Origin of the sequence: Cellulosimicrobium sp. KWT-B, assembly GCF_002127155.1 — a bacterium.
Taxonomy (GTDB): Bacteria; Actinomycetota; Actinomycetes; order Actinomycetales; family Cellulomonadaceae; genus Cellulosimicrobium; species Cellulosimicrobium funkei.
Map to the genome: position 1 here is coordinate 1 of NZ_NEDO01000008.1, position 14,876 is coordinate 14,876.

Consider the following 14,876-nt stretch of genomic DNA (forward strand, 5'->3'; position numbering starts at 1 on the left):
TCTGGGAGCACGCCTACTACCTCGACTACCAGAACGTGCGCGCCGACTACGTCACCGCCTGGTGGAACCTCGTCAACTGGTCCGACGCCGAGGCCCGCCTCCAGCGCGCCAAGACCCAGACCGCCGGTCTCATCGTCCCCTGACGACCCCGCCGCACGACACCCGGTCGGCGAGCACGACCCCGCTCCCCCACCACAACGAGATTGGTCCCGCTATCCACCAGACAGCGGGACCAACCTCGTTCTGGGCGGCCGCCTCGGGCCACGACCCCGTCGGTCAGTCCGCGGTCACGAAGAGGTGGCGCGTCATGTCACTGGGCGCAGAGCGTCACCGACGTCGTCCCAGGCCGTCACGACGCTCCGGCGCGCTCCAGCGGCTGCCCGGCCCCGCCCACCACGCACCACGCACCACGCACCACGCATCGTCCCGCGCTGAATGTCTGACGAACATGCCCCAGCCGCTCGGAGAGCGACCCGGTCCGTGCCCGGAGCGCCGTCGTGACGGCTTCCCACCTGCGCCCGGCGCGAGGCCACCCCGGCACGGGCGCTCCCGCACCGGCGTAGTCGCTCCCGCCCGGCGTGGGCGCTCCCGTCCCGGCGTCCTCGCTCCCGCCCCGGCGTGGACGCTCCCGCCCCGACGTGGACGCTCCCAGCCTGACGTGGGTGCTCCTGCGCCGCCCTGCGCGGCTCCAGCCCAGGCGTGGGTGCTCCTGCACCGCCCTGCGCGGCTCCAGCCCCCGCGTGGGCACCAGCCCGGCGTAGAACGCCACCACGGTGCCGGAGCGCCACAAGGAACGGCTCCGGCACTCACACACACGTGCCTTCGACCCCATGGGCGCGCCCCTCGACCCTCCGCACACAGCAGGACGACCCGACCCCCCGTGAGGGGATCGGGCCGTCCGGAAGAGGTGCGTCAGTGCGCGTGCTGGCCGCGGGAGAACTCGAAGACCCAGCCGACGAGGGCGACCGCGCTCATCGCGATCCCCACGTAGACCAGCCACCAACCGACCGCGAGGCCCAGGAAGACGATCGCAGCCGACGCCGCGATCGCGAGCGGCCACCAGCTCCACGGGGCGTAGACGCCCTGATCGCCGGCACCCTGCTCGATGAGGCCGTCCGGGTCGTCCTCGGGCCGCGCGTCGATCCGCTTGGCGGTGAGCGCCAGGTAGGCGCCGATCATGCCCGAGAGGCCCGCGGTCAGGAGGAGCGCGGCGCTGCCGACGGGCTCCCAGCCGCTCCAGAGCCCGTACACCACGCCGATGAGCGCGAAGAAGGGCGTCAGGAAGATGAACAGCTTGTACTCGACCTTCACTTGCCGGCCTCCTCGTCCGTGTCACCCGTGCGCGGCTCGTCGATGATGATCGTCGACGTCGAGTCGCTGCCTGCCTGCTTGTCGCCGAGGCGGTCGAGCGCGACGCTCTTCTCACCGCGGCGGTCGGCCTCCCCGTAGACCTTCTCCAGGACGTTGGGGTTCGGCTCCGCGTGGTCCATCGCGGCGACCTCGGGGTGGTGCAGGTCGAACGCGGGCGACTCGGAGCGGATGCGCGGCAGCGACGTGAAGTTGTGCCGCGGCGGCGGGCAGGACGTGGCCCACTCGAGCGAGCGGCCGTAGCCCCACGGGTCGTCGACCTGGACCTTGGGCGCGTTGCGCCAGGTCGTGTAGACGTTCCAGAGGAACGGCAGCGTCGACGCGGCGAGGATGAACGCCCCGACCGTCGAGACCTGGTTCTCCCACGTGAAGCCGTCGGACGGCGCGTAGTCCGCGTAGCGGCGCGGCATGCCCTCGACGCCCAGCCAGTGCTGGATGAGGAACGTCATGTGGAAGCCGATGAAGAGCAGCCAGAAGTGGACCTTGCCGAGGCGCTCGTTGAGCATGCGCCCGGTGAACTTGGGCCACCAGAAGTAGAAGCCGGCGAACATCGCGAACACCACGGTGCCGAACACGACGTAGTGGAAGTGCGCCACCACGAAGTACGAGTCGGACAGGTGGAAGTCGAGCGCCGGGCTGGACAGGATGACGCCCGTGAGACCGCCGAAGAGGAAGGTCACGAGGAACCCGATCGACCACAGCATCGGCGTCTCGAACGTCAGCTTCCCTCGCCAGAGGGTCCCGATCCAGTTGAAGAACTTCACGCCGGTCGGCACGGCGATGAGCATCGTCATGAAGGCGAAGAACGGCAGGAGGACCGCGCCGGTCACGTACATGTGGTGGGCCCACACGGTGACGGACAGCGCCGCGATCGCGATCGTCGCGTAGACGAGGCCCTTGTAGCCGAAGATCGGCTTGCGGGCGAAGACCGGGAAGATCTCGGACACGATGCCGAAGAACGGCAGCGCGATGATGTAGACCTCAGGGTGCCCGAAGAACCAGAACAGGTGCTGCCACAGGATCGCGCCCCCGTTCTCGGGGTTGAAGATCTGGGCACCGAGGCGCCGGTCGGCACCGAGCGCGAAGAGCGCGGCGGCCAGGGGCGGGAACGCCATGAGCACGAGGAGGCTCGTGATGAGCGTGTTCCACGTGAAGATCGGCATGCGGAACATCGTCATGCCGGGCGCGCGCATCGTGATGATCGTCGTGATGAAGTTGACCGCACCGAGGATCGTGCCGAAGCCGGCGAGCGCGAGCCCGAACACCCAGAGGTCTCCCCCGAGCCCTGGACTGAACGTCGTGTTCGACAACGGCGCGTACGCGAACCACCCGAACGAGGCGGCACCCTGCGGCGTGAAGAAGCCGGCCGAGGCGATGAGACCACCGAAGAGGTAGAGCCAGTACGCGAACATGTTCAGTCGCGGGAACGCGACGTCCGGCGCACCGATCTGCAGCGGCATGATCACGTTCGCGAACCCGGCGAAGAGCGGGGTCGCGAACAGCAGCAGCATGATCGTGCCGTGCATCGTGAAGAGCTGGTTGTACTGCTCCTTGCTCTGCACGATCTGGATGCCGGGCTCGAAGAGCTCCGCACGGATCACGAGGGCCATGAGGCCGCCGATGCAGAAGAAGATGAACGACGTGATCAGGTACATGTACCCGATCGTCTTGTGGTCGGTGGACGTGACCCACTTGATCACGGTCCGCCCGAGGGTCTGACGCCGCGGCGCGAGACCGGGGATGACTTCGGCCTGCGCGACCATCAGTTCTCACCCTCCGTGGTAGCGGTGACAGGGTTCGGGTCCTGGAGACGGCTGAAGCCCTCCACCGGGATCTGACCCTCCTGGCCCTTCTCGCGGAGCGCCTCCATCTGCGCGTCGTACTCCGCGCGGTCGACGACCTCGACGTTGAACAGCATGCCGGAGTGGTGCTCGCCGCAGAGCTCGGCGCACTTGCCGGCGTAGACGCCCTCGCGCTCCGGGGTGACCACGAACTCGTTCGTCCGGTGCGGGATCATGTCGAGCTTGTAGAGGAACGCGGGGATCCAGAAGGAGTGGATGACGTCGCGCGACTGCAGCTCGAACCGCACCGACTCACCGACGGGCAGGTAGAGCGTCGGCAGCGCCGCCGCCGTGCCCGGGGCACCGTCGATCGTCGCGTCGTCGGTCATGGTGTCGCCGACGTCCGCCAGGTGCTGGCCCGTCTCGTAGACGTCGTCGTCCACGTAGTTGAAGTCCCAGCTCCACTGCTTGCCGATGACCTGGACCGTGAGGTCGGACTCGACGTCCTTGTCCACGATCGCGCTCATGTCGCGGTCCGTGTAGAAGAAGAGGACGAGGACCATGAGGATCGGAACGGCCGTGTACATGATCTCGAGCGGCAGGTGGTAGCGCGTCTGCACGGGAAGCTGGTGGTCGTCCTTGCGCTTGCGGTACGCGGCGACGCACCACAGCATCAGGCCCCACGTGATCACGCCGACGATGAGGGCCGCGATCCAGGAGCCGGTCCACAGCGACGTGATCCGGGCGGTCTGGTTGGTCACCTCCCCGTCCTCGTAACCGGGCAGGAACCCGCGCTGGACGGTGTCGGTGGCGCAGCCGGACGCCACCGCGGCGACGGCGACGGCGAGGGCCGTCGCCCGCAGGATGGTGCGCCGTGTGCGGCTAGGGGGTTGCGAGTGCAAGGGGGGCCTTTCACGTCACGTCCTGCCCGTGCCCGTCTTTACGAGCCCAGCACAGGACCTTCGTCCTCGACACACGAAGCCTAGCGCGGGATTCCGCCCTTCGTGGCCCGGAACGCGCTGCGGACGGGGGAGATGCGGCACACGTCGTGGCCGGTCAGGGGTGGGTTCGGCACACCCGTCCCGAGTCTGTCAGATCCTTGCCACACCGTCGGCCCACCGGGCAGCACGGTAGCGTGCCGGTGGGACCTTCGGACTCCCGGAGGCACCTCGTCGCGGGGCGCGCGAGCGCAACGATCCGACGCCGTGCGCCGGACCCCGACCGGCGCCCTGCGCCCGCTCGGGCCGTCTCGACCCGGCCGTCCCCCGCTCCGCGACGGCCCCGCCCGCGCCCTGGAGGCCATGTGACACACACCACCCCCGATCGCCGGGTCCTTCTCGACAACGGGGGGCACGCCCCCTGGCACCCGCTCGCGCGCGAGGCCTTCGACCGCGCGCTCGACGACGGCTGGGCCGACCCCCGACGTCTGCACGCGGAGGGCAGGCGGGCCGCGGCCCTGCTCGACGGCGCCCGCGAGGCCGTCGCCGCCGCGCTCGGCGCGCGCACGGAGGAGGTCGTCTTCACCGCCAACCACACCGCGTCCCTCCACACGGCCGTCGCCGCGCTCGCCGGCGCGCGTCACCGCACGGGGCGACGGGTCGTCGTCGGCGCCGTCGAGCGTGCCGCCGTCCTGCACGCCGCCGAGCACGGTGGCCTGGAGCGGGAGGTCGTCGGGGTGGACGGGTCCGGCCGCGTCGACGCCGCGGAGATGACCGACGCCGTCGGCCGTCCCGGCGTGGCGCTCGCCGCGCTCCAGGCCGCCAACGGCGAGGTGGGGACGCGTCAGCCGGTCGCGGCCGTGCACGAGGCGGCGCGGCGGGCGGGGGTCCCGCTGCTCGTGGACGCGGGGGCCACGCTCGGGCACGACGTCGTCCCCGAGACCTGGGACGCGCTCGCCGCCGACCCGGCGGACTGGGGCGGCGGTCCGGGCATCGGTGTCCTCGCGGTGCGTTCCCGCGTCCGACGGCGCAGCCCGTTCCCGGAGGACGCGGACCCGTGGGCACCCGGCGGGGTGTCCGTCCCGGCGGCGTTCGCCGCGGCCGTGTCGCTGCAGGCGGTGCTGGCCGACCGGGACGCGCAGGACGCGCGGCGTCGGGCGCTCGTCGACCGCGTGCGGGCACGGGTCGCGCAGATCCCCGACGTCGAGGTGGTCGGCGACCCGGTCGACCGGCTCCCGCACGTCGCGACCTTCTCGTTCCTCTACGTCGACGGCGAGGCGCTGCTCACCGACCTGGACCGCGAGGGCGTCGCCGTCGGCTCCGGGTCGGCGTGCACGTCGAGCTCGCTCGAGCCCTCGCACGTCCTCGCGGCGATGGGCGTGCTCACGCACGGCAACGTGCGCGTCGCCCTGGACCGCTCGACGACGGAGGGCGACGTCGAGCGGCTGCTCGCCGCCCTGCCGGACGCCGTCGCCCGCGTGCGCGCGGCGCTGGGGGTGCAGGGCCTGTGACCGGCGCTCCCCCGCCCTTGCCGGCGTCCGGCGCGTCCGGCGACGCGGGCGCGGCCGGCGACGTGGTCGACGCGCGCGGGCTGCGCTGCCCGCTCCCCGTGATCCGGCTCGCTGCGGCAGCGCGCGGCCTCGCACCGGGCGCTCGGCTCACCGTGTGGTCGACCGACCCGGCCGCCCGCCTCGACGTCCCCGCGTGGGCGCGGATGCGCGGGCACACGGTCGTGGGCGAGGAGCAGCTCAGCGGCCAGGGGGATGCCGAGGCCTGGGCGATCACCGTCGAGATCGGCGGCTGACCCGCCGCGGACAGGGCAGGGCGGCACGACCCGCGGACGACGCGAGCCCGGCCACCCGCGGACGGGTGACCGGGCTCGTGCGGTCCGGTGGCGTGCGCGCGGCACGCCGGACGGCTCAGCTGAAGGAGCCGCCGCAGGCGCAGGCGCTGCCCGCGTTGGGGTTGTCGATCGTGAAGCCCTGCTTCTCGATCGTGTCGGCGAAGTCGATCGTCGCGCCCTCGAGGTAGGGGACGCTCATCTTGTCGACCACGACCTCGACGCCGTCGTAGTCGCGCAGCGCGTCGCCGTCGAGCACGCGCTCGTCGAAGTAGAGCTGGTAGATCAGGCCGGAGCAGCCGCCGGGCTGCACCGCGACACGCAGGCGCAGGTCGTCACGACCCTCCTGCTCGAGGAGCGTGCGGACCTTGTCCGCGGCCTCGTCGGTCAGGTTGACGCCGTGCGTGGCAATGTCGGTGGTCTCGCTCATCTCGTCTCCGCGCTGTCGGGGGCAGTGCTGCCCCGGTGGTGGCCGGCTTCTCGGATCTCTCGAGAGAGATCCCGTCAGGTCCTCAACACCACACGTGCCGGTGGTGTTCCCGAGTCTACGACCCCGCGTGGCACGAAGGTCGAACGGGCCTCGCCGCACGGGGTGCGAGGACGTCGGCGGAGGAGCCGCACGGACGGCGACGTCGACCTCGGCTGACGCCTCAGCCGCGCGACCACGTGCGGGCGACGCGCTCCACGAGGTCGCGCGGGTCGCCGTCGCCCCACGCGTACGCGCCGCTGAGCCCGGCGGCCGCCTGCTCGCGGCGGCCCGCGACGACCGCGCGCGCGACGACCACCACCGGGAGCGCGTGCCGCGCCGCCCGGCCGGCCACCTCGCGGACGGTCCCCTCGCCGAGCTCGTGCGCGCCGAGCTCGTCGGCGAGCACCACGACGACGTCCGCGTCCGCGAGCCGCGCGTCGAGCCCGACGTCGTCCGCCACGACCCGGAGCGCGGGCACGAGCCTGCCGCCCAGCGCCGCGACGGCGAAGCCCAGCCCTCCCCCGCTGCCCGCCCCCGGCAGCCCGGCGAGGCGGCGGCCCGCGGTCGCGCCCGCGAGCAGGTCGCGCCCGACGATCCCGCGCTCCCCCGGCCCGGCCGCGTCCGCGCGGTCGACGGCGGCGGCGACGTCGTGCGCGACCGCGCCGAGCGCGCGCTCGAGGTGCTGGGCCACCAGCGGGTCGACACCGCGCGCGTCGAGGGTCGCGCTCGCGCCGTGCAGACCGAGGAGCGGGACGTCGGACGCGACGGCCGCCACGAGGTGCGAGCCGCCCAGCGCGGCGCGCGCGGCGCGCACGACGTCGACCAGCCCGGCGGGCGTGACGTCCGGCGCGCCCCCGGACGCCTGCGGCTCGCCCGCGAGCGCGAGGAGCGCCCCGAGGCCCGCGTCGTGGCTCGTGCTGGCCCCGGTCGCGAGCACGACCCGGCCGGGATCCGTCCCCGCCCGAGCGGCGTCGACCGCGAGCGCGAGCAGGTGCCCGACGGCGGTCGACGAGCGGGCGGGCACCGTCGTCGGCGTCCCGTCGGCATCGACGACGACGGCCTCCCCGGTGGCCGGGACCTGGGACACGTCGACGACGACGGTCCGGGCCTGCGCGCCCTCGCGCGAGGAGGACGCGCGCCGTCGGACGGCGACCGGGACCTCCGCGCCGCCCGGGCCCGGCACGACGCCCGCGAGGATCTCGGGCGCGACGGGAGCGAGGGCGTCGAGGAACGCGGGCCCCGACGCGGCGAGGGGCACGGTGTCCACGGCGCCGTGCGCGGACCACCACGAGGCGACGTCGGCGAGGCTCGGTCCGGCGGCAGTCGGCACGACGTCGCGGCCCGGCCACGCGCCGTCGGGCGGGGGCGGGACGGCGGACCCGGTGAGCAGCACGCGCATGCCCGGATTGTGCCAGCCCGGGCGCGGTCCGGCGGGTCGCGCCGGGGCGCGCCGAGTCGGGGTGGGAGGGCCCTCTCCGTCTCCGCGGCGCTGTGCGACGATGGTCCCGTGAGCACCGGGAGCACCTTGTTGTCGTCCGTGGGCGGTCCGAGCACCGCACGCCCGGGCGGTTTCGTCGAGCCCAGCCCGTCCGCCCTGCTCCTGCTGGGGCAGGGCCGCGACCTCGCGTCCGAGCGGGGCGTCGAGTGCGTGGGCGACCTGCCCGCGCCGAGCGACCCCGACCTGGTCGAGCGCGCCCGTGCGGCGCGCGCTGCGCTCGGCGAGCGGGCGTTCGTCCTGGGCCACCACTACCAGCGCGACGAGGTCATCGACTTCGCCGACGTCACGGGCGACTCCTTCAAGCTCGCGCGCGAGGCGGCCGCCCGCCCCGAGGCGGAGTTCATCCTGTTCTGCGGCGTGCACTTCATGGCCGAGAGCGCGGACATCCTCACCTCCGACGCGCAGCAGGTCGTGCTGCCGGACCTCGCGGCGGGCTGCTCGATGGCGGACATGGCCGCCATCGACCAGGTCGAGGACGCGTGGGACGTGCTGCAGGAGGTCGGCATCGCCGACTCGACGATCCCCGTGACCTACATGAACTCCTCGGCCGCGATCAAGGCCTTCACGGGGCGCCACGGCGGCACGGTGTGCACGTCGTCGAACGCGGAGGTCGCGCTGCGCTGGGCGTTCGACCAGGTGGGCGGCGTGGACGGCACGGGCAAGGTCCTGTTCCTCCCCGACCAGCACCTGGGGCGCAACACCGCGGTGCTGAAGCTCGCGATGTCGCTCGACGACTGCGTCGTGTTCGACCCGCGCAAGCCGAACGGCGGCCTCACCGACGCCGAGCTGCGCGACGCGCGCATGATCCTGTGGCGCGGGCACTGCTCGGTCCACGGGCGGTTCTCGGCGAAGAACGTCGACGACGTCCGTGCGGCCGTCCCGGACGTCAACGTGCTGGTGCACCCCGAGTGCAAGCACGAGGTCGTCACGGCGGCGGACTTCGTCGGGTCGACGGAGTACATCATCAAGATGCTCGACGCCGCCGAGCCGGGCTCGGCGTGGGCGATCGGGACCGAGCTCAACCTCGTGCGCCGCGTCGCGCGGGCGCACCCGGACAAGCAGGTGCACTACCTCGACTCGACGGTGTGCTTCTGCTCGACGATGAACCGGATCGACCTGCCGCACCTCGTGTGGGCGATGGAGTCGCTCGTCGCCGGTCGCGTGGTGAACCGGATCGTCGTGGACGCCGACGACGCGCACTGGGCGCGCGTCGCGCTCGACCAGATGCTCGCCCTGCCCGGCCTCTAGGCGCGCGGGCAGGAGCGGTCGAGGCCCTCGGGACGCGGGGGCGCGCGGAGGTGGCCATGGGAACGGGTAACGGGACGAACGTCGGGATCTTCGTCTTCGACGAGGCCGAGGAGCTCGACGTCGCCGGGCCGTTCGAGGTGCTGTCGGCGTGGGCCGAGCACTCCGCGCTCAAGCCCCAGGTGTCGACGTTCTCGTGGGACGGCGGCGGCGTGCGGCTCGCGAAGGGCCTCCGGCTGCTCCCCGACCGCTCGGCGGACGACGTCGGCCCCCTCCACCTGCTCGTGTACCCCGGCGGTCGCGGGACGCGCCCGCTGCTCGCCGACCGCGTGCACCTCGAGTGGCTGCGCGCGATGCGGGCGCGCACCCCGGTGATCGCGAGCGTCTGCACGGGCTCGCTCGTCCTCGCCGCGGCGGGGCTGCTCGCGGGCCGGCCCGCGACGACGCACTGGGCGCACTACGACGAGCTCGCGCGGATCGACCCGAGCGTCGTGGTCGACACGGAGGCGCGCTACGTCGACGACGGCGACGTCGTCACGTCCGCCGGCGTGTCCGCGGGGATCGACATGGCGCTGCACCTCGTCGCGCGCCTGGAGAGCGCCGACGTCGCACGCGCCGTGCGGCGCGGGATCCAGTACGACCCCGACCCGCCGGTCTGAGCGGTCAGACGGTCTGGGGTCAGTCGACCCGAGCGGTCAGCGGCGCGCGTAGCGGCCGGTGCGGTGCGCCCACACGTCGAAGAGGACGGTGCAGAACGGCGGGACGGTCGCGGCGAGCGCGAGGAAGGTCGTCCAGAGCGACCAGCGGACGCGCACGGCGACGAGCACGGCGAGCGCGACGTACGCGAGCACGAGCGCCCCGTGGACGGGCCCGAAGATCTCCACGCCGCGCTCGGTCGTCCCCGCGACCCACTTGAGGTACATGCCGACGAGCAGGCCGGCCCAGGAGAACGCCTCGGCGATCGCGACCGCGCGGAACGCGCGGACCTGCCACGGGTGCGGGGCGGGCGACTCGGTGTCGGCGGTGGCGGTGGGGCGAGGGGCGGGGCTCGTCGTCGTCACGGCGCGCATCCTCGCACACCGACCTGGAGGGGCGTCCCCCGCCGTCGGTGGCGGATACCCGATACCGCTGGTGCGCGGTAGTAGCCTGCCCCGGTGACCCGCCAGATCCAGCTCCTCGTCGCCAGCACGATGCCGCGCAAGGCCGTGCCGGGCCGCGGCGTCCTCGAGCCGTCCGTCACCCGCATGCGCGTGCGCCCGGGCGACCTCGACTTCTACCTGCACGTCAACAACGGCGTGTACCTGCAGATGATGGACGTCGCGCGCAGCAACTTCATCGCCGACCTCGGCGGGTTCCCTCTGCTCAAGGACAAGGGCTGGTACCCCGTCGTCGCGGCGTCGACCATGAAGTACCGCCGCTCCCTGCAGCTCGGGGACCGCTTCGAGATCACGACGCGCGTGCTCGGGTGGGACGAGCGCGTCGTGTACCTCGAGCAGGTGTTCACGCGCCGCGGGGACCTCTGCGCGCGCGGCCTCGTCGCCGGGCGCTTCCTCGCGCGCGGGTCCGGCGACCGGATCGCCGCGCCCGACGTCGTCGGGCTCCTGGGCGGCGACGTCACCTCCCCCGAGCTCCCGGACGACGTCGCGCGGTGGGCCCGGGCGGTCGACGTCGCGCACCGTGCCTGACGCCTGACGCCGCACGGCGGCGCTCCCCGGCCGACCGGGGAGCGCCGCCGCGTGCGGTCCGGCGGGCGCGGGTCAGGCGACCGCGCCGCCGAGCCGGGCGAGCAGGAGCGCCTCGGCGAGCACGACCTTCTCGAGCTCGCCGAGGTGGACCGACTCGTTCGCGCCGTGCGCGCGCGAGTCCGGGTCCTCGACGCCCGTGACCAGGATCGCCGCGTCGGGGAAGACCTCGAGCAGGTCGGCGATGAACGGGATCGACCCGCCGATGCCGATGTCGACGGGGTCCGTGCCCCACGACGTCGCGAACGCCCACCGTGCGGCCCGCATCGCGTCGGAGTCGCCGGGGGCGAGGAACGGCTTGCCCTGCTCGCCGTCGCGCACGGTCACGCGCGCGCCGAACGGCGCGTGCGACTCGAGGTGCGTGCGCAGCGCCGCCATCGCGGCCGCCGGGTCCTGGCCGGGCGCGAGCCGCACCGAGAGCTTCGCGGTCGCGCGGGGCGTGAGGGTGTTCGACGCGTGCGCGACGCTCGGCGCGTCGAGCCCGATCACGGCGATCGCCGGCTTGGTCCACAGCCGCCCGGCGATGCTGCCCTCGCCCGCGAGCACGGTGCCGTCGAGGAGCGAGGAGTCGGCGCGGAAGTCGGCCTCGGCATAGTCCACGGTCGGCTCGTCCGCGGTGGCGAGCCCGGGCACGGCGACGTTGCCCGCGTCGTCGTGCAGCGTCGTGATCAGCCGCGCGAGCAGCGTCACGGCGTCGAGCACGGGGCCGCCGAACATGCCCGAGTGCACCGCGTGGTCGAGCACCGCGACCTCGACCTCGCAGTCCACGAGCCCGCGCAGCGACGTCGTGAGCGCAGGCACGCCGATCTTCCAGTTCGAGGAGTCGGCGACGACGATGACGTCGGCCGCGAGCAGGTCGCGGTGCTGCGTGAGGAACGGCAGGAACGTCGGCGAGCCGATCTCCTCCTCGCCCTCGACGAACACCGTCACTCCGACGGGGAGGTCGCCGATCTCCAGGAGGGCACGCAGCGCGCCGAGGTGGGCCACGACGCCCGCCTTGTCGTCGGCCGCGCCGCGGCCGTAGAGACGGCCGTCGCGCTCGGTCGGCTCGAACGGGTCGGTCTCCCACGTGCCGGCGTCGCCCGGGGGCTGGACGTCGTGGTGCGCGTACAGCAGCACGGTCGGGGCGCCGTCGGGCGCCGGGCGACGCGCGACGACGGCGGGCGCGCCCTCGGTGCCGTCCTCGGCACGGGCGCGCAGCACCTGGACCTCGGGCAGGCCGGCGTCGCGCAGGAGCGCGGCCACGGCGTCGGCGCTGGCGGCGACGTGCGCCTGGTCGAACGCGGCGTTCGAGACGCTCGGCACGCGCACGAGCGACTCCAGGTCGGCGCGCAGCGCCGGGAAGAGCCGGGCGACGGTCTCGCGGAGCGTGGTCGCGAGGGCGGTGCCGGGCGCGGGGGCGGTGGGTTCGGGTGAGTTCGTCACGACCAGCACGGTACGACACCGTGCGGCCCCGGACCCGCGTCCAGGCACCCCGTCGGCTCGACTACCCTGGAGGGGTGTTCTCCCGCAACAAGGCCGCCGCGACCCCCGCCGCCCCCGACCCCGTCGAGGAGGCGGCCGAGATCGAGCGCGCCGGCAAGGGCCGCCCGACCCCCAAGCGCAAGGTCTCCGAGGCCGCGAACAAGCGTCCCCTCGTGCCGAACGACCGCCGCGCCGCCGCGAAGTCCGCGCGGGAGAAGCAGCGCGAGATGCGCGACCGTCAGTACCAGGCCATGCAGACCGGCGACGAGCGCTACCTGCCGCCGCGCGACAAGGGCCCGGTCAAGCGCTACGTGCGCGAGTACGTCGACGCCCGCTGGAACCTCGGCGAGTTCTTCCTGCCCGTCGCCCTCGTCTTCATCGTGTTCTCGTTCCTCACGGCGCAGAACCAGGAGCTCGCGTTCCTCACGGTCATGACGCTGTACGTCATCGTGCTGCTCACCGTCGTCGACGGCTTCATCATGTGGCGGCGCCTGCGCAAGCGCCTCCTCGCGAAGTTCGGTGACGTCCCCAAGGGCACGGTCATGTACGCGGTCATGCGGGCGTTCCAGCTCCGCCGCGCGCGCCTGCCCAAGCCCACGCACAAGAAGCACGGCGTCTACCCCGAGTGACGACGGCGCCCGGCCCCGCGAGCGGCCGGGCCCGCGGCTAGGTTGGGTCCATGCCCACCTACCGCTACCTCGGCAACTCGGGTCTCAAGATCTCCGAGATCACCTACGGCAACTGGCTCACCCACGGATCCCAGGTCGAGAACGACGTCGCGACCGCGTGCGTGCACGCAGCCCTCGACGCCGGCATCTCGACGTTCGACACCGCGGACGTCTACGCCAACACGAAGGCCGAGCAGGTGCTCGGCGACGCCCTCAAGGGCCAGCGGCGCGAGTCGCTCGAGATCTTCACGAAGGTCTACTGGCCGACCGGCCCCGGCGGCCCCAACGACACCGGCCTGTCGCGCAAGCACGTCATGGAGTCGATCAACGGCTCCCTCAAGCGGCTCGGCACCGACTACGTCGACCTCTACCAGGCGCACCGGTACGACACCGAGACGCCGCTCGAGGAGACGATGCAGGCGTTCGCCGACATCGTGCGCCAGGGCAAGGCCCTGTACATCGGCGTCTCCGAGTGGACGGCGGACCAGATCCGCGCGGGCCACGCGCTCGCGCAGGACCTCGGGTTCCAGCTCATCTCCTCCCAGCCGCAGTACTCCATGCTCTGGCGCGTCATCGAGGACGAGGTCGTGCCGACGTCGCGCGAGCTCGGGCTCTCGCAGATCGTCTGGTCGCCCATGGCGCAGGGCGTGCTGTCCGGCAAGTACCTCCCCGGCAAGCCTCTGCCGGCGGGATCGCGCGCGACCGACGACAAGGGCGGCGCGCGCATGATCCAGCGCTTCCTCACCGACGACGTGCTCACGCGCGTGCAGAACCTCCGGCCCGTCGCCGACGAGCTGGGCCTGAGCATGGCGCAGCTCGCGATCGCGTGGGTGCTGCAGAACGACAACGTCGCCGCGGCGCTCGTCGGGGCGTCGCGCCCCGAGCAGGTCGCGGAGAACGTCAAGGCGTCGGGCGTGACGATCCCCGCAGAGCTCATGACGCGCATCGACGAGATCCTCGGGGGCGCCGTCGAGCGCGACCCGGGCAAGACGGCGGAGAACGCCCCGCAGGGCCGCGTCGCCTGACGCACGCCACCGCACGCGACGACGGCCCCGGCAGCACGCCGGGGCCGTCGTCGTCTCCTCACCGGCCGGACGCGGGCATGCCTCCCTCGTCCGGCCGGGGGCCCGCGGTCGCGGGGACGGGCTCCCGCGACATCGTCTCGACGTCCGACGCAGCCTCGACGTCCGCCGCCGCCTCGGAGGCCGCGGCGACGACGAGCCCGCGCGGCGCGAACCAGCGCGCCGTGAGCTGGACGATCGGCCCGACGGCGAGCGCGTAGGCGACCGTCGCCCAGCCGAGCGTGCCGCCGAGCGCCCAGCCCAGCGTCACGACGACGACCTCGAGGAGGGTCCGCACGAGCCGCACCGACCAGCCCGTGCGCGCCACCAGGCCGGTCATGAGCCCGTCGCGCGGTCCCGGGCCGAGCCGCACGCCCAGGTAGGCCGCCGTCGCGAGGCCGTTGAGCACGATGCCCCCGACGGCCAGGGCCACGCTCGCGGCGACGCCCGGGTCGGGGACGAGGCGCGTGACGAGAGCGATGGCCGGGTCGATCGTCAGCGTGATGACGACGACGTTCGCGACCGTGCCGATCCCGGGCCGCTGCCGGAGCGGGATCCAGGCGAGCAGGGCCAGCACGCTGAGCGACCCGACGACGACGCCGAACGGCAGCCCCGTGCGGCGGACGACGCCCTGGTGCAGCACGTCCCACGGCATCCCGCCCTGGCCCGCGTGGATCAGCATCGCCATAGACAGCGCGTAGCCGAGCAGGCCGAGGAGGAGCTGGGCGGTGCGACGGGTGGGGCTCATGGGTGTCATCCTGACCGCCAAGTGGCATCGACATCCATAGCCAATCGCGAGAGA

At 73.4% G+C, this 14,876-nt stretch carries 16 protein-coding genes; 8 read left to right on the forward strand and 8 right to left on the reverse strand.

The features are described from left to right. A partial coding sequence (locus B9L22_RS19065) for a Fe-Mn family superoxide dismutase (protein WP_233140255.1) occupies positions 1 to 143 on the forward strand: 143 nt, incomplete at its 5' end. Positions 144 to 912: 769 nt separating this feature from the next. Here B9L22_RS19065 and B9L22_RS19070 read toward each other — a convergent pair. The 3 genes from B9L22_RS19070 to coxB are packed head-to-tail and all read right to left on the reverse strand — an operon-like array spanning position 913 to position 4,051. Then, positions 913 to 1,311 (reverse strand): cytochrome c oxidase subunit 4, encoded by a 399-nt coding sequence (locus tag B9L22_RS19070; protein WP_043658950.1) that lies wholly within the window; start codon positions 1,309 to 1,311, stop codon positions 913 to 915. Next, on the reverse strand, positions 1,308 to 3,131 hold the full coding sequence (gene ctaD, locus B9L22_RS19075) for a cytochrome c oxidase subunit I (protein ID WP_021482036.1): 1,824 nt from the start codon (positions 3,129 to 3,131) through the stop codon (positions 1,308 to 1,310). Before ctaD ends, B9L22_RS19070 begins: the two co-directional genes overlap by 4 nt. After that, a complete protein-coding gene (gene coxB / locus B9L22_RS19080) occupies positions 3,131 to 4,051 on the reverse strand; it encodes a cytochrome c oxidase subunit II (RefSeq protein WP_021482035.1) in 921 nt (306 codons plus the stop codon). Before coxB ends, ctaD begins: the two co-directional genes overlap by 1 nt. A 401-nt stretch (positions 4,052 to 4,452) precedes the next feature. Here coxB and B9L22_RS19085 point away from each other — a divergent pair, with 401 nt between their 5' ends. Together B9L22_RS19085 and B9L22_RS19090 are read left to right on the forward strand one after the other, a co-directional pair. Next, entirely contained in the window at positions 4,453 to 5,598 is a 1,146-nt protein-coding gene (locus tag B9L22_RS19085; RefSeq protein WP_086151533.1) for a cysteine desulfurase family protein, read from the forward strand. After that, complete coding sequence (locus B9L22_RS19090; RefSeq protein ID WP_363469058.1) at positions 5,595 to 5,891, forward strand: sulfurtransferase TusA family protein; 297 nt, start codon at positions 5,595 to 5,597, stop codon at positions 5,889 to 5,891. Before B9L22_RS19085 ends, B9L22_RS19090 begins: the two co-directional genes overlap by 4 nt. 115 nt (positions 5,892 to 6,006) lie before the next feature. On the opposite strand, the gene erpA is transcribed toward B9L22_RS19090, so the two are convergent. Both erpA and B9L22_RS19100 read right to left on the reverse strand, forming a co-directional pair. Next, positions 6,007 to 6,357 carry an iron-sulfur cluster insertion protein ErpA gene (gene erpA, locus B9L22_RS19095; RefSeq protein WP_043658948.1) on the reverse strand — a complete coding sequence of 117 codons (351 nt, stop codon included), beginning with the start codon at positions 6,355 to 6,357 and terminating at the stop codon, positions 6,007 to 6,009. 220 nt (positions 6,358 to 6,577) lie between these two features. After that, positions 6,578 to 7,795, reverse strand: coding sequence for a glycerate kinase (locus B9L22_RS19100; protein ID WP_086151534.1), 1,218 nt, complete (start codon positions 7,793 to 7,795; stop codon positions 6,578 to 6,580). 138 nt (positions 7,796 to 7,933) lie between these two features. On the opposite strand from B9L22_RS19100, the gene nadA reads away from it, so the two are divergent. Both nadA and B9L22_RS19110 read left to right on the forward strand, forming a co-directional pair. Beyond that, on the forward strand, positions 7,934 to 9,142 hold the full coding sequence (gene nadA, locus B9L22_RS19105) for a quinolinate synthase NadA (RefSeq protein WP_043658512.1): 1,209 nt from the start codon (positions 7,934 to 7,936) through the stop codon (positions 9,140 to 9,142). Positions 9,143 to 9,198: 56 nt separating this feature from the next. Next, positions 9,199 to 9,798, forward strand: coding sequence for a DJ-1/PfpI family protein (locus B9L22_RS19110; protein ID WP_086151535.1), 600 nt, complete (start codon positions 9,199 to 9,201; stop codon positions 9,796 to 9,798). Between the two features lie 36 nt (positions 9,799 to 9,834). On the opposite strand, the gene B9L22_RS19115 is transcribed toward B9L22_RS19110, so the two are convergent. Beyond that, on the reverse strand, positions 9,835 to 10,200 hold the full coding sequence (locus tag B9L22_RS19115; protein ID WP_233140247.1) for a DUF3817 domain-containing protein: 366 nt from the start codon (positions 10,198 to 10,200) through the stop codon (positions 9,835 to 9,837). A gap of 93 nt (positions 10,201 to 10,293) precedes the next feature. Between B9L22_RS19115 and B9L22_RS19120 the strand changes: the two genes are divergently transcribed. After that, complete coding sequence (locus B9L22_RS19120; RefSeq protein ID WP_034652193.1) at positions 10,294 to 10,824, forward strand: thioesterase family protein; 531 nt, start codon at positions 10,294 to 10,296, stop codon at positions 10,822 to 10,824. A 72-nt stretch (positions 10,825 to 10,896) separates the two neighbouring features. Here the strand turns inward: B9L22_RS19120 and B9L22_RS19125 are convergent, their stop codons facing one another. Then, a complete protein-coding gene (locus B9L22_RS19125; protein WP_051028480.1) occupies positions 10,897 to 12,306 on the reverse strand; it encodes a dipeptidase in 1,410 nt (469 codons plus the stop codon). A 74-nt stretch (positions 12,307 to 12,380) separates the two neighbouring features. Between B9L22_RS19125 and B9L22_RS19130 the strand changes: the two genes are divergently transcribed. Both B9L22_RS19130 and B9L22_RS19135 read left to right on the forward strand, forming a co-directional pair. After that, positions 12,381 to 12,974, forward strand: a complete 594-nt coding sequence (locus tag B9L22_RS19130) for a DUF3043 domain-containing protein (protein ID WP_086151537.1) — start codon at positions 12,381 to 12,383, stop codon at positions 12,972 to 12,974. Positions 12,975 to 13,024: 50 nt separating this feature from the next. Then, the gene (locus B9L22_RS19135; RefSeq protein WP_021483071.1) at positions 13,025 to 14,038 is read left to right on the forward strand and encodes an aldo/keto reductase family protein; all 1,014 of its coding nucleotides are present in this window, start codon (positions 13,025 to 13,027) and stop codon (positions 14,036 to 14,038) included. A 58-nt stretch (positions 14,039 to 14,096) separates the two neighbouring features. On the opposite strand, the gene B9L22_RS19140 is transcribed toward B9L22_RS19135, so the two are convergent. Further along, positions 14,097 to 14,822, reverse strand: coding sequence for a YitT family protein (locus B9L22_RS19140; protein WP_233140248.1), 726 nt, complete (start codon positions 14,820 to 14,822; stop codon positions 14,097 to 14,099). Positions 14,823 to 14,876 lie beyond the last annotated feature (54 nt).